Source organism: Microbacterium sp. A94 (assembly GCF_051842855.1).
Lineage (GTDB): Bacteria > Actinomycetota > Actinomycetes > Actinomycetales > Microbacteriaceae > Microbacterium.
Map to the genome: position 1 here is coordinate 224,427 of NZ_JBPXMU010000002.1, position 19,250 is coordinate 243,676.

15 protein-coding genes are annotated in these 19,250 nt (G+C 64.9%); 4 read left to right on the top strand and 11 right to left on the bottom strand.

What is annotated here, in order from left to right; all coding sequences use genetic code 11:
- Positions 1-109 precede the first annotated feature (109 nt).
- The 3 genes from ACSU1L_RS06980 to ACSU1L_RS06990 all read left to right on the top strand — a co-directional run bounded on the left by ACSU1L_RS06980 (position 110) and on the right by ACSU1L_RS06990 (position 3,059).
- Positions 110-697: a hypothetical protein gene (locus ACSU1L_RS06980; protein ID WP_439255226.1), complete on the top strand. Its 588-nt coding sequence runs from the start codon at positions 110-112 to the stop codon at positions 695-697.
- Positions 698-984: 287 nt separating this feature from the next.
- A complete protein-coding gene (mgtE, locus tag ACSU1L_RS06985; RefSeq protein WP_438253930.1) occupies positions 985-2,355 on the top strand; it encodes a magnesium transporter in 1,371 nt (456 codons plus the stop codon).
- Between the two features lie 50 nt (positions 2,356-2,405).
- A complete protein-coding gene (locus ACSU1L_RS06990; protein WP_439255227.1) occupies positions 2,406-3,059 on the top strand; it encodes a Pr6Pr family membrane protein in 654 nt (217 codons plus the stop codon).
- On the opposite strand, the gene ACSU1L_RS06995 is transcribed toward ACSU1L_RS06990, so the two are convergent.
- The 4 genes from ACSU1L_RS06995 to ACSU1L_RS07010 form a co-directional block, all read right to left on the bottom strand.
- Positions 3,016-4,443 (bottom strand): FAD-dependent oxidoreductase, encoded by a 1,428-nt coding sequence (locus tag ACSU1L_RS06995; protein WP_439255228.1) that lies wholly within the window; start codon positions 4,441-4,443, stop codon positions 3,016-3,018. The genes ACSU1L_RS06990 and ACSU1L_RS06995 overlap by 44 nt on opposite strands.
- Positions 4,444-4,583: 140 nt before the next feature.
- The gene (locus ACSU1L_RS07000; protein ID WP_439255229.1) at positions 4,584-6,215 is read right to left on the bottom strand and encodes a fucose isomerase; all 1,632 of its coding nucleotides are present in this window, start codon (positions 6,213-6,215) and stop codon (positions 4,584-4,586) included.
- 25 nt (positions 6,216-6,240) lie between these two features.
- On the bottom strand, positions 6,241-7,752 hold the full coding sequence (locus ACSU1L_RS07005; protein WP_439255230.1) for an FGGY-family carbohydrate kinase: 1,512 nt from the start codon (positions 7,750-7,752) through the stop codon (positions 6,241-6,243).
- A 246-nt stretch (positions 7,753-7,998) separates the two neighbouring features.
- Entirely contained in the window at positions 7,999-8,979 is a 981-nt protein-coding gene (locus ACSU1L_RS07010; protein WP_439255231.1) for a LacI family DNA-binding transcriptional regulator, read from the bottom strand.
- Between the two features lie 139 nt (positions 8,980-9,118).
- Between ACSU1L_RS07010 and ACSU1L_RS07015 the strand changes: the two genes are divergently transcribed.
- Positions 9,119-10,144: a lactonase family protein gene (locus ACSU1L_RS07015; RefSeq protein ID WP_438253924.1), complete on the top strand. Its 1,026-nt coding sequence runs from the start codon at positions 9,119-9,121 to the stop codon at positions 10,142-10,144.
- A 147-nt stretch (positions 10,145-10,291) separates the two neighbouring features.
- On the opposite strand, the gene ACSU1L_RS07020 is transcribed toward ACSU1L_RS07015, so the two are convergent.
- The 7 genes from ACSU1L_RS07020 to ACSU1L_RS07050 all read right to left on the bottom strand — a co-directional run bounded on the left by ACSU1L_RS07020 (position 10,292) and on the right by ACSU1L_RS07050 (position 19,249).
- A complete protein-coding gene (locus ACSU1L_RS07020) occupies positions 10,292-11,794 on the bottom strand; it encodes an exo-alpha-sialidase (RefSeq protein ID WP_438253923.1) in 1,503 nt (500 codons plus the stop codon).
- 46 nt (positions 11,795-11,840) lie between these two features.
- The gene (locus ACSU1L_RS07025) at positions 11,841-12,707 is read right to left on the bottom strand and encodes a dihydrodipicolinate synthase family protein (protein ID WP_438253922.1); all 867 of its coding nucleotides are present in this window, start codon (positions 12,705-12,707) and stop codon (positions 11,841-11,843) included.
- Between the two features lie 79 nt (positions 12,708-12,786).
- A complete protein-coding gene (locus ACSU1L_RS07030) occupies positions 12,787-14,046 on the bottom strand; it encodes an ABC transporter substrate-binding protein (protein ID WP_439255232.1) in 1,260 nt (419 codons plus the stop codon).
- Positions 14,047-14,107: 61 nt separating this feature from the next.
- A complete protein-coding gene (locus ACSU1L_RS07035) occupies positions 14,108-16,798 on the bottom strand; it encodes a family 78 glycoside hydrolase catalytic domain (RefSeq protein WP_439255233.1) in 2,691 nt (896 codons plus the stop codon).
- Positions 16,795-17,616 (bottom strand): carbohydrate ABC transporter permease, encoded by an 822-nt coding sequence (locus tag ACSU1L_RS07040; RefSeq protein ID WP_438253919.1) that lies wholly within the window; start codon positions 17,614-17,616, stop codon positions 16,795-16,797. Before ACSU1L_RS07040 ends, ACSU1L_RS07035 begins: the two co-directional genes overlap by 4 nt.
- Positions 17,616-18,566, bottom strand: coding sequence for a carbohydrate ABC transporter permease (locus ACSU1L_RS07045; protein ID WP_438253918.1), 951 nt, complete (start codon positions 18,564-18,566; stop codon positions 17,616-17,618). The genes ACSU1L_RS07040 and ACSU1L_RS07045 overlap by 1 nt, the downstream gene beginning before the upstream one ends.
- A complete protein-coding gene (locus tag ACSU1L_RS07050) occupies positions 18,563-19,249 on the bottom strand; it encodes a GntR family transcriptional regulator (protein WP_439255234.1) in 687 nt (228 codons plus the stop codon). Before ACSU1L_RS07050 ends, ACSU1L_RS07045 begins: the two co-directional genes overlap by 4 nt.
- Between the last annotated feature and the right edge of the window lies 1 nt (position 19,250).

Sequence of the window (19,250 nt, forward strand, 5' to 3'; positions counted from 1 at the left end):
GGGGCCCGCGCGCACTGATCAGGCCAGCCGTACTCCTGGCTGGCTGCCCTCCCGGCAGGCACCCAGCCGCTCCCGGCACTCCTGCAGTTGACCCCGGTACCGTGACAGGATGCGCCTGACAGCTTCCGCAGACCTGAGTCGTTGGATCCCCGTGACCGATTCGCTCGGCTTTCGTGGCCGTCGTCACCGCAAGGCGGCGTTGCGGATGCTGCTGGGCCAGGCTAACCAGGCGCTCGGTCGCGGCGAGAAGCAGGGCTCGCGCGTCGGCGCGTGGATGATGAGCCAGGCGGCCCCGATGATGATGCGCCGCTTCGACGGCCGCGTCCTCGCGTGGACGTGGAAGGCGGAGCCCGATCTCGTCGTCGCACTGGCCACGGTGCAGGAGCTCACCCCACAGGTGCGCATCGCCCGTGCGACCCGGCCGATCGAGTACGACGACACCGAGTCGTTTGCCACACCGCTGGGTGTCGGCGAGAAACTGGTCATCGCCACTCCGTCAGACCCGGCCAGTTCTCCTTTCGCGAGCTACAGCTGGGACACCGGCACACATCTCGTGACTCTGAACGCGATCTGCAGTGATCGCGAACGCTTCGGCGCCCTGATTCCCGCGCTCGATGATCTGGCCCGAAGCATCCGCATCGCTGACGATCTGGCCGGCGGCGAGACACCCGACGTGCTGCGGATCGATCCGGCCTGAGCTGCCCCGGCAGGGCGCTTTGCATTCAGACCCCGTCCACGTGACATGAGCTAGATTGACGGGTGCGTTGCGCGACAGTTCGCGCAGGATCGCTGAGAGACGGAAAGCGGGGTGGTGACGCCATGAGCGGTGATAGTCGCCCTCACCATCCGGACCCCGCCTAGTCGCGTCGCCCCATACAACTCAGACTCCTCTTGCGGCGCCCGGCTTCGACCTGTCCATCCGAGCCGATGATCGATCGTTCGCGTATTCGTTCGCGCTCGTCGGCCTGCCCAGGAAGCACGCATATGAACACGGAGCGCATCCCCGTCCCCACCGTCGAGATCACCGACCTGATCGACACAATCGAACAGGCGCTTTCCCAACGCGATCTCGCCGCAGCATCCGCTGCCCTCACGCCGGCTTCCATCTATCAGCTGGTGCAGATCCTCGATCGGCTGAATCCGCGCCAGTGCGCCATCGTCTACCGGCTGCTGTCGAAGCAGCGGGCGCTCGAGGTCTTCGAGGCACTGGAGCCCGAACTGCAGGGCGAGCTCGTGCACGGCCTGCAGGACGCCGAGGTCGCGACACTGTTCGCCGAGATGGACCCGGACGACCGCGTCTGGCTGCTGGAGGAGCTTCCGGCATCCGTCGCGCCCCGCCTGCTGCGTGGGCTGCCCGTCCGCGAGCGCGAGCTCACGGCTGCTGTTCTTGGCTATCCGCAGAACTCGATCGGCCGTCGGATGAGCCCCGAGTACGTCACGACGCACCCAGATCTGACCGTCGGCGAGACGATGACACGGCTGCGCGCGCGACTCGATGATGCCGAGACCATTTATACGCTCCCCGTCACCGACCACGCCCGACGGGTCATCGGCGTGGTGAGCCTGCGCGATCTGCTCGCGGCGAATGATGACGCGACGATCGACGCTCTAATGCGCGACGCTCGCACCACGCTGGCCGAAACGGACGCCGAGATCGCCGCCCGCGAGTGCACGGACCTCGGGCTGCTGGCGGTTCCCGTCGTGGACAGCGAGAACCGGTTGGTCGGCATCCTCACGATCGATGATGCCGTTCGCATTCTCAAGCGTGAAGAGAATGAGGATGCTGCGCGTCAGGGTGGCGTCGAGCCGCTCGGCCGTCCGTACCTGTCGACGCCGATCCGCAAGATCGTGCGCTCGCGCATCGTGTGGCTGTTCGTGCTCGCCATCGGGGCCACGCTCACCGTGCAGGTGCTGTCGGTGTTCGAGGCGACACTGGAGCAGATGACGGTGCTGGCGCTGTTCGTGCCACTGCTGATCGGCACCGGCGGCAACACCGGGAACCAAGCAGCGACCACCGTGACTCGCGCTCTCGCTCTGGGCGAGGTGCGACCGCGCGATCTACTGCGCGTGCTGACCCGTGAGCTGCGCGTCGGAGTATCGCTCGGAATTCTGCTGGGCTTGCTGGGATTCGCGATCACGGCGCTGGTCTACGACTGGCATATCGGCCTCGTGATCGGCTGCACACTGCTCGCCGTGTGCACCGTGGCGGCGACGATCGGCGGGGTTATGCCCCTGGTCGCGCGAATGATCCGCGTCGACCCCGCGGTGTTCTCGAACCCGTTCATCACGACCTTCGTGGATGCCACGGGACTGGTGATCTACTTCGTCATCGCCCGTGCCATCCTGGGCATTTAAGTAGAATCGCCGGACGGCGTACGATCGCGTCGATGTGGAGGCTGGCGACAGTGAGGGCACGATTCACGTTCGGCGTGCTTCGTTTTGTCACAGCAGCCGTGTGCCTGATCGCGCTCGTGCACCGACTGTTCTGGGGGCTGAGCTCGCAGACCATCGCCGGTCGCAACTTCTTCGCCTACCTCACCGTTGAGTCGAACTGCGCGCTGGTTGTGCTGCTCGTGGTCGGCGGCGTCCTGGCGTTCCGACGCGACGAGGATCCGCGCTGGTTCAGCATCGCGCTCTCGCTGGTACTGACCTGGACGATCACTGCGGGTCTTGCCTTCGCCCTGATCGTCTGGCAGGCAGGGCTCCGTGGCATCCGGGTGGACGTTCCCTGGTCAGATCAGGTACTTCATTTCTGGTTGCCCGCGTTTACCGCGATCGCGTGGACGCTGACTCCCGGTCACCGTTCCGTGCCATGGTGGATCATTCCGGGCAGCCTGGCATTTCCCCTGGTCTGGGGCGGCGTGACGATGTGGCGCGGCCCCAGGATCGGCTGGTACCCGTACTACTTCCTGGACCTGCGCCAGGTCAGAGGCATCGACGAGTTCCTGATCACCAGTGGCATCGCATTGGCGATCTTCGCGCTCATCGCGATGATCCTGGCCGTGATCAGCAGAATCACTCCGGCGCGGCGGAAGGTGCAAAGAGCTCGAGCGATGTGAGCACCGCAAGGGCTGCGGGTTCATCTTCCAGCTCAGCGAATTTCTCCGCTGCCGTGCCGCCGACGATTCCGACCAGCACGTTCTCCCCGGTAGCCGGGAGCAGGTTGATCCAGGTGCGCACGAGCTGGTCTGAGTCGACCGCGTGCCAGAGCGTCGCCTCGGTGTCCCAGAACGACTCGTCGTAACGTAGCCACACGGTTTCAATGTGCCCCATGCCGAGGGCATTGATTGCGCCGCGATGCGGGAACGGCAGTGCCGGTGCGAACTCGATACCCTCGCGCTGCAGCACGCCCAGCGGCACGGTGATCACGACGCGATCGAACGAGGTGGACTCGCCGGTGCCGAGTCGCAGGCTGACGCCCGCATCGTCGTAGGCGATGCGGGTCACCGGCGAGGCGAGTGTCAGCTGCGCCCCCTCCAACTGCTGTTTGACGTACTCTCCGAGGTCTCCGAGAATGCCGGTTCGTGCCGGGGCCGGAAGAGCCGGCGGGAACCAGCTGGACACCGTATCGGCATCCGCACCCGAGGTCGTGGTCAGGTATGCCAACAGCGCCGCGAGTTCCGGCTGATCAGGCTCGGCGCCGGTTTCTGCGAGCGCCTCGGTGAGCGAGACATCTGCTGGCAGCGACTGCGCGGCAGCGATCGCCGTCTCCAGTGCGGCGTTTCCGATGTGCTCGGTGTCCTGATCCGGCGAGCGCCAGAGCGAGGATGCCAGATCCACTGTTTTCAGATCCGCGAAGGTCGTGGCTGCGGCGTTGCCGATGGCGTCGGCGCTGTCTGCACCGTCACCGTTGTCTGTGCCTGTGCCGTCTGCGGTGGCGGGCGCGGCGGGCAGTAGCCAGCCGCCGAGCTGGACCGGCAGCGGCCAGTCATCGTGGAGGTCTGAGTGCGCCCGTCCCCCGACACGGTCGCGTGCTTCGAAAACGGTGACCTCGATGTCAGCATCGGCGAGTTTCGCGGCGACGGCGGCACCGGCAAGTCCCGCACCGATTACCGCGATCCGCTCGCCCGGTGCCGCTGTCGCGCGGACGCGCATGGCGGCACTTTCACCGGAGTGGATCGCCCCCAGGAGCGTGCCGGGGTTCTGGGTGTCCGTCGCCTCGCCGGCAAAGAACAGCCGCCCGTCCACGGGCGCCGCCAATGTGTCACGCGTCGCCTGCTGCACGCCGATGCGGGTGAAGCTGGCAGCGCCGCGCGAGAACGGATCGGTTCCCCAGCGGCTGCGGATCAGCGCCGCGGGAGCGGGAACGCTCGTAACCGGCAGCGGAATCGGCGAACGCGTCGGCGTCGGGGTGGGCGACGGCGTCGGGGTGCAGGATGCAAGCAGCACACTGAGGGCGCCGGCTCCGGCGCCAATCAGCAGCTCGCGACGCGTGACTCTCATCGGTCGCAAGACTACCTGCTCACGCGGCGCAGCCCGGGCGCAGCATCCACGAAAAACAGTTTCCCGCATGAGACAGGCCGTACTACGCCCTGTCTCATGCGGGAAAGCAATTCTCGCGCGGGAGTCCTCCCAGCAACCGGTCAGATCTTGACGTCGCCGATCAGGTTGACCTTGATGCCCATGCCGTCGAACATCGCTGCCTTCGCGATCAGGGCGCGGTCAGCGGTCTCAGCATCCGGTGCGTAGACGAGCTGCGCGTGGTTTGCCTTGTGGCGGGCCATGAACTGGTCGCGCGAGACGCCGTGCAGCACGACGTGCGCGAGCGGCCATTCCTCGTTCGTCGCAGCCTTGCGGCGCTGAGTCTCCTCTTCCGGCAATTCGACGACGGATGCACGGAAGATGTCCGCCTGCAGAATGCCGTCAGCGATGAACACGCGTGACAGCACGATCTCGCCGGGCTTGGAGACGCCGTTGAGCGTGGCACCGCCGGCGGGGAAGAAGACATGGCCCTGGCGCCAGCCCTCGGCCTTGTCCCAGCCGCCGAGGTGCGATGCCGGCACGGAACCGGAGATCTCGTACGCCCAGACGAACTCGCCGTTGTAGTCCTCGCCCCAGCGCACGTCGTGCAGCGTGTTGTCGGGCACGAGACCCATCGCGCGCCAGACACGGTCGGTGACCAGAGCGTCGACCGCGACACCCTCATCCGCCTCGTTGAAGTGCGGGAACGCGCGACCCTCGTGCAGCACACGCTTGCCATCACGCGAGGTGACCGGCGGGCGCTCAGTGGAGTTCAGGATGCCCTCGGCAAGGTCGGATGCCGGAACGAGGTCCTTCAACCCCTGCTGGTACTGGATGCCGACAGCATCCAATCCGAAGTCATCGGAGATGCGCAGAGCAGCGATGTACATCTTCATCTGCCACTGCACCTGCTCGCGGGTGAGCTCGGTGGCACCATCCTCACCGAAGTGGAACGTCATCCCCCGTTCGACGAGCCAGTCGAAGGCGGCATCCGCCTCTTCCTCAGCGACGTTGAGCATCTCGGCGTACAGGGCCGACTGCGACAGGCGCTCCTTGTAGATGCCGGTGTGGTTGAGCATCTCGTCATCGAAGATGGCGTTGTACATGCCCATGCAGCCCTCGTCGAAGACGCCGATGATGGCCTTCTCGTCGCGCAGCTGCGCGGCAAGCGCCTGGCCGAGCTCCTTCTCCGGGCTGTCCGGCAGCGCGGGAAGAGCGCGGACGTGCGAGTAGTCGTGCGTGATCGTTCCGGTCTCGGTCCACTCCCTGAGGGTGGCCGTGAACCAGTCGTCGGTGAAGTCGACTGACCAGGTCGACGAGTACGGCTTGTCCATCTTCGTCAGGCCCGCGTTCAGGCCGAGCAGGCCGACGAGTCCGGGCCAGTCGCCGGCAAAGTTCGCGACGGTGAGGATCGGACCCTCGTGGGTGCGGAGGCCCGCGAGCACGTGGTGCGAGTACTGCCAGTTGGCGATGGCGACGATCAGCGGGGCATCCGCCGGGATGTTCTTGAAGACCTCAAGGCCCATGCGCTGGCTGGAGATGAAACCGTGGCCGGTGGCGGGGTCGACATCGAAGGCGCGGATGACGTTCCAGCCGAGCTCGTTGAAGACGCCGGTGACGCCGGCTTCGAGCGCAACCTGGGTCGGCCAGCCACCGACGTTGGCGGCCTCGCGCAGATCGCCAGAGGTGATCAGGTACGCGGTCTTCGGGACGGATGCCGGACGCGTAGCCGGCGCGGGAAGGGTGTAGCTCATGCTGCTCTCCATTGGTGGTGGCGGTTCAGGCGTCGCGTTGGTCGACGGCCAGTTCGTGGATGACGTCCTTCGAGCCCTCGTACAGCCGCACATAACGGTCGAACAGGGTGTCGTAGAAGTCGCGAAGGTCGGGATTCGGTGTGATTGTCTGCGTGACCGGGTTCCAGTCGGTGATGACCGGTTTGTCCGCGTGGTTTTCGCCGGCGATGGCGGATGCTGCCAGGAACGCCGCCCCGTAGCTTGCGCCGATCGTGGTGGCGGGGACCTCTTGCACCAGCCCGGTGACGTCGGAGACGACCTGCAGCCAGAGTTGGCCCTGCGTTCCTCCGCCGACGGCGACGATTCGGCGGATATCCGCACCGGCCGCGCGCATGGTCTCGACGTTGTGGCGAACTCCCAGGGCTGTCGCCTCGAGAGCTGCGCGGTACAGGTCGCCGCGGTTGTGCTGCAGTGTGAGGCCCGCGATGATGCCGCGGGCATCCGGATCTTGAATCGGCGTGCGCTCACCCGCAAAGTACGGCAGCATGAGCAGGCCGTTGGCGCCGGGACCGGATGCCTCCGCCTCGGCAAGCAGCTCCGGGTAGTCGGAACCCGTGAGGTCCTTCAGCCAGGCGGTCAGGGCGCCCGACGTCGACATGCCGCCGGCGAGGTTGCGCGTGCCGGGGAAGGCTCCGGCGGTCGTCCACATCGAGGGGGTACGCAGCGTCTGCTCGCCGGTCGCCACGAGGAACATCGTCGTGCCGTACATCAGCATGAGGTCGCCGACCCCGTGTGCGCCGACGCTGACCGCTTCTGTCCACGCGTCGATGGTGCCCGTGATGACGGGAGTGCCGGCCGGGATGCCGGTTGCTTCAGCCGCTTCGCTGGTGACAGTGCCGGCGATCTCACCCGCCCAGGTGAGCCGAGGCGGCTCGATCGTGCTGGCGTACTGCTGCCACCACGGCTCGTACCAGGTCTCGTTCTCGATGTCGTAGAGCGGTGAGGTCTGGCTCGCGGACTGGTGATCGAGCACATAGGCGCCGGTGAGTTTTCGAGCGAGGAACGATGCCGGCATGAACAGGCGAGCCGCCCTGGCGAAAGCATCCGGTTCCTCGTCGGCGACCCAGGCGATCTTCGCTCCGCCCGCCTGGGAGGTGAGCGTCGAGCCGCCGATGCGGGTGATCTCGTCGATGCCAAGTTCCTCGGTCATGCGCGTGATCTGGGCGCCGGAGCGCGTGTCGACGCCGTACAGGATCGCGGGGCGCACCGGCTCATCGGCCTCATCGGTGAGCAGCACGCAGGGTCCCATGCCGCTGACTCCGACCGCGGTGATCTCGACGGCCTCCGGGCCCTGGGCCTGCTGAAGGGTCGTGATCAGTTCACCGGCGATGTCGACGAACTCGTCCCACCAGATGCGCGCGTCCATCTCCACCCAACCGGTGTGTGGACGACTCACATCGTGTGCGCGGGTGACCGTTGCAAGGATCGCGCCGTCTTCGGCTGCGAGCACGCCCTTGGTGCTGGACGTGCCGACATCGACGCCGAGCGTGCAGCGCATGTGTCCTCCTTGATCGCGGTGTGTGATCGCGTGTGCTTGATCGCGTGTGCGATCGGGTGTGTGATCGCGCGTGTGGCGAGTCTACCTGAAATCGATTTCAGCTCGCAATGGCGTCGCTGCCCCTCGCTCCGGTCGCATTTGATGTCGCTATTCCGCATTCAGAGCAGCACCAAATGCGACCGGAGCAGTTGGGATGCGGGGGCCGGGTGCGGTGTGCGATGCGGTGTGTGGTGCGGGCGCGGCGGGCTAGCGCGTCGCGCTGGCAGCCTGGAGTTCATTGCGCAGCACAACGGTGCGCGCGGGCTGCGTGTCACCGGAGATCCGCTCCAGCAGCATCCGGGCGGCGGTCACGCCCATGTGCCGCGCGGGGAGGCGCACCACCGTGACCGCGGTTGGCGAGAGCGTGGTGAACGGCAGCGATCCGATGACAGCGACGCCGACTCTCGGCGGTGTGAGCCCGTGCTCGGTGAGCACCTGAATCGCGCCGACTCCGATGAGGTTGTTGCCCGCGACGACGGCATCGGGCGGTTCGGGAAGCGCGAGCAGTTCTTCCATCGCAGCCCGTCCACCATCGACGCGGAAGGTTGCGAACCGCATGAGGTCATCGTCAGCCCGGCGCCCCGCCTTGGTCCGGGCATCGCGCCATCCGTCGGCGCGCTCTGCGGCGGTATCGATCTCTTGCGGGCCGCCGATGTAGGCGATGCGTTCGTAGCCCGCATCGATGAGGTCCTGCGTGGCGCTTGCTCCTGCTGCCCGGTTGGCCATCACGACACTGTCGATCTCGTACCCGGTGTCGCGGTCGACGGCGACAACAGGTCGCCCGGTGGCCAAAATCGTGTCGAGGCTTGATTCATCGGATGCTGTCGCGATGATCACTCCCGACATGTGTTCTGCGATCGCGATGCCGAGGTAGGTCGCTTCCTTCTCGAGCACCGAGTCGGAGTTGCAGAGCACGACGGAGTATCCCGCCTCGGAGGCGACATCTTCGACTCCGCGCGCCATCTCGGTGAAGTACGGGTTCTCGATGTCCGGAATTACCAAACCGATTACTTCGGAGCTCTGTCGGCGCAGGGAACGCGCTGTGCGATTCGGCGTGAACTTCAGCTGCTTCGCGGCGGCACGCACCGCCTCGACCTTCTGGGCCGAGACGCTCGTGCCGTTGAACACGCGCGACACCGTCGCCGGCGAGACCTGCGCGAGCTTCGCGACGTCGTAGATCGTGGACACGAGCACCTCCCAAGGTGTTCCATCACTCTTCGTGTGTGAACAGTATCGCCTGGCAACGCGCGCTGAGCGTCATTCTTGAAACCGATTGCTGCCCCGTCATTCTGCACCCGCTGAGGCCGACGCGCCCTACGATCAAGGTATGACCGACTCCGCGCTCGTCCTGGTCGCCAATGCGGGCGACAACTCCATCAGCACCTTCCAGCTCGCTGACGAACGACTCGAACGCCTGGCCGTCACCGAGGGGATCATCGGATGCTCGACCTTCGCGGTCGACGCTGCCCGCGACCTCGTCTATGCCGGGGTAAAAGGTGAACCCGCTGGCATCCTGACGCTGTCCCTCGACCGTGCGAGCGGACAGCTCACACCGCAGTCGCGGCTCGACCTCCCCAACGGAGGCATGAACTACCTTGCGCTCACGCGCAACGGCACCGGCCTGCTCGGCGCGTCTTACGGCGGTGGCTACGGCATCAGCTGCTCGATCGCGGACGGCGCCGTGGGCGATCCGGTATCGAAGGTGGAGTTCCCGAATCTGCATTCGGTGCTGCCGAGCGCAGACGGCCGCTTCGCGTACTTCGTGTCGCTGGGCGCCGACGTCGTCGCGCAGTACGCGGTGGCCGACGATGCCCGGCTTGTGCCTCTCACGCCGGAGACGGTGGCGGCTCCGGACGGCAGCGGACCGCGGCATCTCGTGCTGAACGACGCGCAAGATGCCGTGTACGTGCTCACCGAGTTCTCCGGCGAGGTACTCCACTTCACGCGTGACGTGCAGAGTGGCCAGCTCGAGCTTCACGGCGCGAGCACCGCCTACGACACGACGAAGAACCTCGGGCACAGCGTGTTCGGCGCCGACCCGGTGGCGAACCACTACATCTGGGGTGCCGACATCCACTTTGCCGGAGACAGCCACCTGTGGGCGACGGAGCGCACGGAAAGCACGCTGGGCGCGGTGACGGTGTCCGACGACGGATCCGTTTCAGCTCCGGAGCGCTTCACTGTGACCGAGCCCCAGCCGCGCGGATTCGCCGTCAGCCCCGATGGCAGGTATCTCGTGGCCACCGGCGAGCAATCCACCACCGTCTCGCTCTACGCCGTCCACGGCGACGACCTCGAACTTCTCCAGCAGGCTGAGACCGGCCGCGGTGCGAACTGGGTCCGGTTCGTCTGATTCCAGAACGCACAAACCGTCCATCCCGTGGCTCGGGAAGGACGGTTTGCGTGTTCTCGACGTGATGCGTCATTCCGAAAACTCGAACATAAATGGGCCGCCTTCCCAAGGAAGACGGCCCATTCGTAGAGCGCTACTTACGCTCGATCAACGCCGCCCATTCACATTGACCCAAGCGGAGTAGTCGGACTCCTCCCCTGCGCCGTACTGGTTGACTGCTGTCACCGTGATGCGGTAACGCCCCGGGTGCAGTTCAGTGAGTGTGGCGCGGGTGTCGTCGGCGTCAGCTTCGACCGTCGCGGTTCGTCCCGACGTGGCCTCAGCGGTAATGACATAGCCCGTGATAGCAGCATCCCCCTGCTGGGCCGGAGGCGTCCAGATCGCCGAGAGCGAGCGATTCTGACCGATGGCACGCAGGGTCGTGATCTCGCCGGGGACGTCGCGCAGCGAAATCTCGGAAACCGGAACGCGTGTGAGCTGCGCGTCCTCCTTGTTCGTGCCGTACGACATGTACAGGTGGTCATCCCAGACGATGCTCTTCGGATAGCTGTAGCTCGGCTTCCGATTGACGACTCCCTGATATCGACGCGGCTGCAGGTCATCAGCATCCCGAAGCGTATACCCAGTGTCGAACGTCTCGCCATCCGCGCTCAGCAGGATCGAAAGCGGAATGCGCTGATTGTTTCCAGTGGGGTTTCCGACGAGGTAGGAGGTCCCGTCCGGCAGGTTTCCTGCACTCTGCTTGGTGCGGCTGTCTGGGATGTTCGTCAGCACGGACTCGCTCCAGGTCTCACCCTCGTCCTCACTAATTGCAGCGAGCTTGTAGAAGGTGTTGCCCTGGTCCCGGAAGACCATGACAACTGAGCCATCCGGCTGCTGGAACCAGCTCGGCTCGAGCTCGCGAGACATGTCATCGGTGTTCGGCTGATTCTCGAACTCACCCTGGGTCCAGCCGGTGACCCCCAGCGGGTCATCCGTGTAGAACGGCTTGACGTGCAGCCCGGGCTGCACGTGGAACGCGGTGAGAATTCGTCCGCCTGGCAGCGCCTTGACGTCCTGCTCGATGATTCCGTTGATTGGCTGTCCGTCAGCTCCGGTCACCCGCTGGGGCTCTGTCCAGTTCACTCCGTCAGTGCTGGAGATGTACTCGGCATAGCCGCCGCGCGGGCTCGTCGATGCCGGCCAGACGTTGAGATAGGCGATCAGCGTCTCACCATCCGTCCACCACCCGCCGTTCGAGGTGTATCCGTCTTCACGGGGCTGAGTCATATGCACCGGCGCGCTCCAGTCGTCGCCGTCAGAGCTGACGCTGTACGTAACGACCGTGTCCGGAGTGTCCTCGTCCCACTCAGACGTCTGCCACTGAGCGTAGAGCTTGCCCTTGAATGGCATCAGCACGACGCCGTGGTTGAACTTCAGGTCATCATCACCGGGCGCGAAGATCGTGATGGTTTCCGCACCTTCAGACTGCGGTAGGCCCAGCGTGTTCGTGTCGGCGAGGTCGATGAGACCGTCCGCTACCCGAATGGGTGCGTCATCGACGTTGGCGTAGGCCGGAGCAGATGTCAGTCCGGCGATCAGTCCGACGACGCCGAGCACCGCAGCTGCAGTCAGCCGCCGCTTCCTCGACGGGGTGGGTGAGGGCAACATTGCAATCTCCATTTCCTGGGCTCCCAGTGTTTGGGCGCCACGATTTTCAGTGGTGCGACTGGACCGCGCGCTCAAGACGCGCCAGCGTCGCGGCATCGGGCTCAGGAATCGGCATCCGCCGACCGCCGACCGGATGCCCCGCGAACCGGTGGACCGCCCGCATACGCGCGGGCGATCCCTGTACCGATTCGACGACTTCATCGATATCGACCTGCAACTGCGCCACACGTTCTTCATCCCCGGCGATGAGCGCTTCCCGCATCGCCACGAAGGGACGTGCGAACGCAGATGCAACGCCGGAGATCACTCCATCAGCCCCTGCCAAACCTGCACGGGCGAAGTCACCGTCCGATCCGGTGTAGATCCGGAATCCTTCGGGGAGCCGCTTCCGGAACGACGAGATGAGCTCGAGAGATTCTCCGCTCACCTTCACCCCGACCACACCCGACAGCCCCGCAAGTCGGACGATGAGCTCCTCATCGACCGGGATACCAGTGCGCGCTTCGAACATGTAGATGTAAACATCGAGTCCCGCGGCTTCGGCGACGACCTCGCTGAAGAAGTCGAAGACATCCTCGGGCGGCGCCGGAAGATAGTACGGCGTGAGGACCGCGATCTCGGTCGCACCGGCCTCGCGCGCTCCCAGGATGAGCTGCGAGACCTCGAAACGGCTGGCCGCCCCGACGTGCACGATGACTCGCATGCCCTGGAGCACCTCGACGGAGAGCCGAGCGATGAGGTTGCGCTCCTCGATCGAAAGTGCCGGGAACTCGCCGGTGGTTCCGAGGACGAGAGCCCCCTGAACTGTGGAATCGGCAACGTACTCGAGGATCGTCCGGCTGCCTGCCAGGTCGAGGGCACCGTGCTCGTCGAAGGCGAGCGGAATGGCGGTGATGATGTCGTGCGTAGGCATGCGTGTGCTGTCTTTCAGAAGTGATGACGGTGGGCACTTCGGGGCGGAGGCGATCGCATCCGCCCCGAAGCCAGATGGATTAGCCGGCGAAGGCCTCATCCATCGAACGCAGAACATCGTCCGAACCGGCCTGGCCGGAGAACAGCTGCTGCGAGCCGATGAACAGAGCAGACTGCGCCTTGGCATTCGGCCAGCCCTGATCGGGCATCGGCGCCGTGCGACCGGCGGCGATGACGTCAGCTGCGGTCTGCATGACGTCGTCGAGCTCGACCTCTGTGGTGACCAGCGCGGGGATTCCAGGAGCAGCGTCGAACCAGATGCTCGTTGCCTCGGGCGTTGCGAGCCAGTCGACGAAGTCGAGTCCATTCACCTTGTTCTTCGCACCCTCGTTCACGGCGAAGCTCACACCGATTCCGCGGGCGATCGAAGGCTCACCGGAGTCGTCACCGGGCAGCGGGAAGAAGCCGAACTCGGTGCCCTCCGCAGCTGTCGAGGCGATCTGCGGGTACGAAGCCAGCACCTGGACGACGCCGACGGCTTCGCCCGAGTTGACCAGCTCGTACGACGCTGTGACGTCGGTGCCCAGCGGGTCCGCGTTGAAGCATCCGGCTTCGTCCATCTCGAGATACTTGTCGAACGCATCGCCCCAGCCCGATCCCGCGAACGTCGCGGAGCCGTCGGTGAGCTGCCCGTCAAAGTCGGGATCATCCGCGTACACGGTGGCCGCGACGAGCGCGTAGGGCACCAGCTGAGTAACCCAGTCGGTCTGGATGCCGAGTGCGAAAGCGACCTTGCCGGCGGATGCCACGTCGCCGCAGTAGCTGAGCAGCTCGCTGTAGGTCATCGGAATCTCCAACCCCAGCTCATCGAGAGTGGCCTTGTTGTAGATCGTGCCGACCGCGTCGAGCTTGGAGGGCAGCCCGTACGTCTTGCCGTCGATTTGCAACGTTTCAGCCGTGCCAGGGTCAACGTCACTCACCCAGTCCCGGTCCGAGAGATCCGCGAGGTAGCCGGCCTCCTGGAGCACGTCGATCGCACCCGGGTTGCCGCCGCCGGCCCAAACGGTGAAGACATCGGGTGCTGTCCCGCTGCTGAGCTGAGTGCGGATGGTGGTCTGGAACTGAGAGGTGTCGGCGACAGTCAGGTTGATGTCGAGGCCGGTCTTCTCCTTGTATGCCTCAACAACCGCTTCCATCGGACCCTGGTTGTTCGAGGTCGTAGCGATGGTGAGTGCGTCGGTCGGCTCGGTGGGCGATGTCGGCTCCGACGCCGAGCATGCTGACAGGCTCAAGCCCGCGACAGCGACACCGGTTGCGACGGCTATGTAACGCAATTTCATGGTGAGTAAACTCCAATGCAGGAAGGGGGCGGGAGCCCCCGATACAGGTGGTAAAGGGTTGTCAGAGGGTGCGCCCGGCCGGGAAACGGAATTCATAGGCTCCGGATTCCAGCCGAAGATGGGTGCCCCGCTGATCTCGATCCATCAGGGTGACGCCGTGCGAGTGCGTCGCGTTCTCGCCTCCTTCCGTGATTTCGGATGCTGTTGGCACGACCGCCGTGGCACCAGGGCCCGGCGGGACAACGACCGACCAACGGATCTGGTCATCCTCACGCCGCCAGGTGCTCACGACCCGACCGCGGGGAGTCTCAAGGGAGCCTTCCGCGTGGTCGAGGAAGGGATCGAATCGAGGTGCGAGCTCGATCTCCCGGTACCCGGCGGATGCAGATTCCTGCCCGATGCCGAGAATGCCGGAGAGGAACCACTCTCCGACCGATCCCAACGAATAGTGGTTGAAGCTGTTCATTCGCGCGGATTGGAATCCGTGCTCGGGCGTCCAGCCGTCCCAGCGTTCCCAGATCGTGGTGGCACCGTTCTTCACCGAGTACAGCCACGACGGGTACTGATCATTGTGCAGCAGCCGGAAGGCGAGATCTTCGCGACCGATCTGAGCGAGCACCGGGCACAGCAGGCCGACCGTGACAAACCCTGTCGTCAGTGAGACCTCGCGCCGTTCAACGGTTTCGACGAGTTTCACAGCGATACGATCGCGCTCGACGTCTCCGGCGAACAGACCGAAGGCAAGCGTCAGCAGTTGTCCGCCCTGCGTGTCACCGGCGACCGTGCCGTCGGCTGCGATGAAGTTCGATCGGTAGACGTCGACAATGCGCGCGTGCAGCTCCTCGATCTCGGCCGCTTCCACGTCACGGCCCAGCACGCGCAGTGACCGCGCTGTGAGATTCGCACTGTGCGCGAAGTAGGCCGTTGAGAGGACATCCTTGCGTGTCTCTTCGCCGATCTGCAGCCAGTCCCCGTAGTCGTTGCCGACCTGGGCGCGCCAGATCAAGTCGGGGTTGTGTCGTTCGATGTGGCGAACCCAAGCGATCATCGAATCCGCCGCCTCGGCCAGCACGGCGTCCTCGCCGGTTGCACGATAGACGCTCCAGGGGATCGTCACGCCGCCGTCACCCCACGCGGGGGCGCCTTCACGGAGGTGGATGAGATGCGGGGCGATATCGGGGAAGGCGCCGTCGGCACTCTGCGCGCTGCGCACATCGCGCATCCAACGACGCAGCAGCGGGCCGAGATCTGCGAGCGCGAGGGCGGTCGGAGCGAAGACCTGGGCGTCAGCGAGCCACCCTAGCCGCTCGTCGCGTTGCGGGCAGTCGGTCGGGATGGAGACGAAGTTGCCCCGAAGCCCCCATTCGATGTTCTGGAAGAGCCGATCCAGCGATGAATCTGACGAGGCAAACTCGCCGAGCATGTCGACGTCGTTGTGCAGAACAATCGCTTCGATATCGGATGCGAGCAGTTCTCCCGCTATGCCCTGAATCTCAGCAAAGCGAAAACCGTGCAGTGTGAACCGCGGTTCGAAAACCTGCTCGGCGTCACCGTTGGTCCAGAAGACGTCGACGGGTTCTGCTGTGCGCAGGTTGGCGGTGTACAGCTCACCGTGATCGAGGACCTCGGCATGGTTCAGCTGGATGCGACGATCCGCCGGCTGGTCGCGGAGGGTGAGCCGTACCCGTCCGACGAGATTCTGGCCGAAGTCCACGATGAAGCGGCCGGGTTCGCGCTGTTCCACCGCGAGGGCAGGTAAGCGCACAGTCGTCCGCACGCCGGGGTCCACCTCAGGGGTGAGCAGTTCGACAGACCGATCGGTGATCACGGCATCCGACCAATCGGTGATGTCGTGCTCGGGAAGGTGCCAGTCGGGCTCGGCGCGACGCGAGTCCTCGTACTGCCCCATGAGCATGTCGGCGTACAGGATGTCGGACGCGTCTTCCTTCCACCCCTCGCCTGTGGCGAGAATCTCTCGTCCGCCGTCGCCGGTGTCCAGCATGAGCTGCGCCAGCAACGCGGGCTGCTTGCCGTAGTGCTGCGCCTGATGGCGACGATCGGTACCGATGAAGCCCACGTACCATCCGTCGCCGAGCAGCGCGGCAATGCTGTTACGACCGGCGCGCAGGTGTTTGGTGACGTCCCACGACTGGTAGGTGATGCGATCGCGGTACTCGGTCCACCCGGGTGCGAGTTCATCCGTTCCGACTTTGCTGCCGTTGATGTACAAACGGTATGCACCCTGCGCTGAGACATGGACTTTGGCCGCTGTCGGCACCTCATCCAGGTCGAAGTGGCGCACGAAACGGCGTACCGGTTGCAACTTGTTGACGGTGAAGCTGATGTCGGTGTCTTGCGGCGGCAGAGCGGTGTGCCGGAAGACCGGGTTGCGGCCGATCCATGCCGCAGTCCACTCGTCGCGGTGCACGATGCCGGTCGCGAACGTCGCGCTGCTGCGCATGCTGACGCCGTGTTCATCCTCAACTTCGAGCGTCCATACGTAGTCGGCCGAGGTTGCCAGCGGTGCACCGGCGTAGCGTGCGCCCACCGTCACATCGGTCTCGACCCGGCCGGAATCCCAGACGGTGGCCACCACGCCTGTCGGAAGGCGAAGCGCGACGACGATGCGGAATGCTGTCTGTCGGGCGCCTCGGCGATCAGCGCGCAATCGCCAGGAGAACGCGGGCGCTGAGATGATGCCCTGCGGCTCGTGTTGACCGTCGGCGCGCAGCGCGTAAGCTTCGAGACTCATCCCTTCAGCCCTCCAGCGAAGCCCTTGATGATCTGCTTCTGCATCAGGAAGTACACCAGGAGCACCGGCGCCACGCTGATGACCAGACCGGCGAAGACCACTGGCCAGTTGGAGACGAATTGACCAACGAACGCGTACAGCGCGACGGTGACGGTCTGCTGCGGCGTGCCACTGAGGTAGAGCAGCGGCACCAGGAAGTCGTTCCAGACGGTGATCGCATTGAGGATGATGACGGTGCCGGTGATCGGCCGCAGCAGGGGGAACACGATACTCAGGAAGGTGCGGAACGTGCCCGCGCCGTCCAGCGCTGCCGCCTCTTCGTAGTCGCGCTCGAGTGTGCGCAGGAAACCCGTGTACAGGAATACCGAGAACGGCACCTGACTGCCGGTGTAGAACAGGATCAATGAGCCGAGCGAGCCGAGCAGGCCGAGGTCTCGCATCGTCTGGTAAAGCGGGATGAGCGCGACCTGAAAGGGGATCATCATGCCGACGAGTACGACCCAGAACAGTGTGGTCGAAAGCTTCGACATCACCCGCGCGAGAGGATAGGCGGCCATCGAAGAGATGGCGACGATCAGCACGACGCTGGTGATGGTGACTATCGCACTGTTCAGCAGCGCCTGCGCGAGACCCGCCTGGTTCCACGCTTCGATGAAGTTCGCGAATGTCGGTTGCGCGGACGGCACGAGCGGCGATGTCGCCTCATTCGCCGGCCGCAACGCCATGTTGACGAGAATGTACACCGGGAAGATGAAGACGACCGCAGCGATGAGCATCACGATCTCGCGGGCGAACGTGCCCTTCGTGTAACGGAACATCAGTTTACCTTCCGCGCCATGCGCTGCTGCCCGACAGAGAAGAACACCACGATGACCGCGAGCACGAGCGCCAGTGCGATGCCGTAGCCGAATTCGTTGAACTGGAAGGCGGATTTGTACAGCAAGGTCGACATCGTCTCCGTCGAGCCACCAGGGCCTCCGGCGGTGAGCACGAAGACCTCGGTGAACATCTTCAGCCCCCCGATGATCGTGAGCATGATGTTGATCGCCGTAGCGGGTGCGAGCAGGGGCCACGTGACCGACCAGAACCGACGCCAGGATCCGGCGCCGTCGACCGCTGCGGCTTCGTTGATCTCCTGAGGGATCGACTGCAGCCCCGCAATGTAGATGACCATCGAGTATCCGGCGTGCTGCCAAACGATCATCATCACGACGGATGCTGCCGCCCAGAAAGGGTCACCCAGCCAGCTGGGCGCCAGGTCCCCGAGGCCGACGGCACCCAGCACCGTGTTGACCGCACCGTTCGGTGTGAGCAGGAACTTCCACAGGTAGGCGACGACGACGGGCGTGATCACGACCGGAGCAAAGAAAAGCACACGCAGGAAGTTCTGCGACTTCAGGCCGCTGTTCACGCCCAGTGCGAGGAGAAGCCCGATGCCGTTTTGAAGAACCGTCACGGCGATCGCGAAGATCAGCGTCATCTTCAGCGCTTCGAGTGAGCTCTGCGTCGTGAAGATGCGGACGAAGTTGTCAAACCCGATGAAGTCGTAGTTCTGGGACAGCCCATCCCAGTCTGTGAATGCGAGAACCGCACCGCGCACCGAGGGCACGAGGACGGCAAAGGCGTAGAAGATCAGTGCAGGGATGGCCAGTACGAGCAGTGTGCGCGACTGCGCCACCCCGACGAAGCGCCGACGCGCTGCCGGCACCTCAGCGGCCGGCTTCTGCTCGATCACGTCTGCAGATCGCTCGATATCGACAGTCGTCATGACACCTTCATCTCGTCCAGTGGGATCAGCGCTTCGACGGCGCTCGCCATGCGTGCACGTGCGCCGTCAAGGTGCTCACGCAGCTCGGCTTGGATCTTCACGACATCGCCCTCTTCGATGAGGTCGATGAGTCGGCCATGATCATGTGCGGAAGGATGCAGGTCAACATCCTCTTCGACGGTGAGCTGCATCAGGCTGGCGAAGACGGGCTCGTATGCCTCCCAGACGTCGACGAGCCGGCGGTTGCCGCTCATTTCATAGAGCAGGGCGTGGAAGCGCATGTCCGCGTCGGCGAAGTCGGCCGCGGCAGAGCGTCCGGCACAGGCGACCATCTCATCCACGATCGCGCGCCCGGTCCGCAGATACGCTTCGGACGAGCGCGACACCGCGCGGGTCACTGCGCTCACTTCGATCGACTCGCGCAGCTCGTAGAGGTCGTTGATGTCACTCTGGCTGAGTCCGACGACGAAGTAACCGCGGCGACGGGATTCGACCAGCCCCTGCGACTCGAGTTGACGGAGCGCATCGCGGACGGGGCCTCGGCTGACGTCGTATTGCGAGGCAAGCGAGTCCTCAACCAAATGAGTCCCGGGCTCAAGCTGCCGACGCACGATCTGGTCGCGCAGAACGCCAGCGAGCTGCTCGCCGAGAGCGGGAGCGCGGGTAGGTCGGATTGACACCATG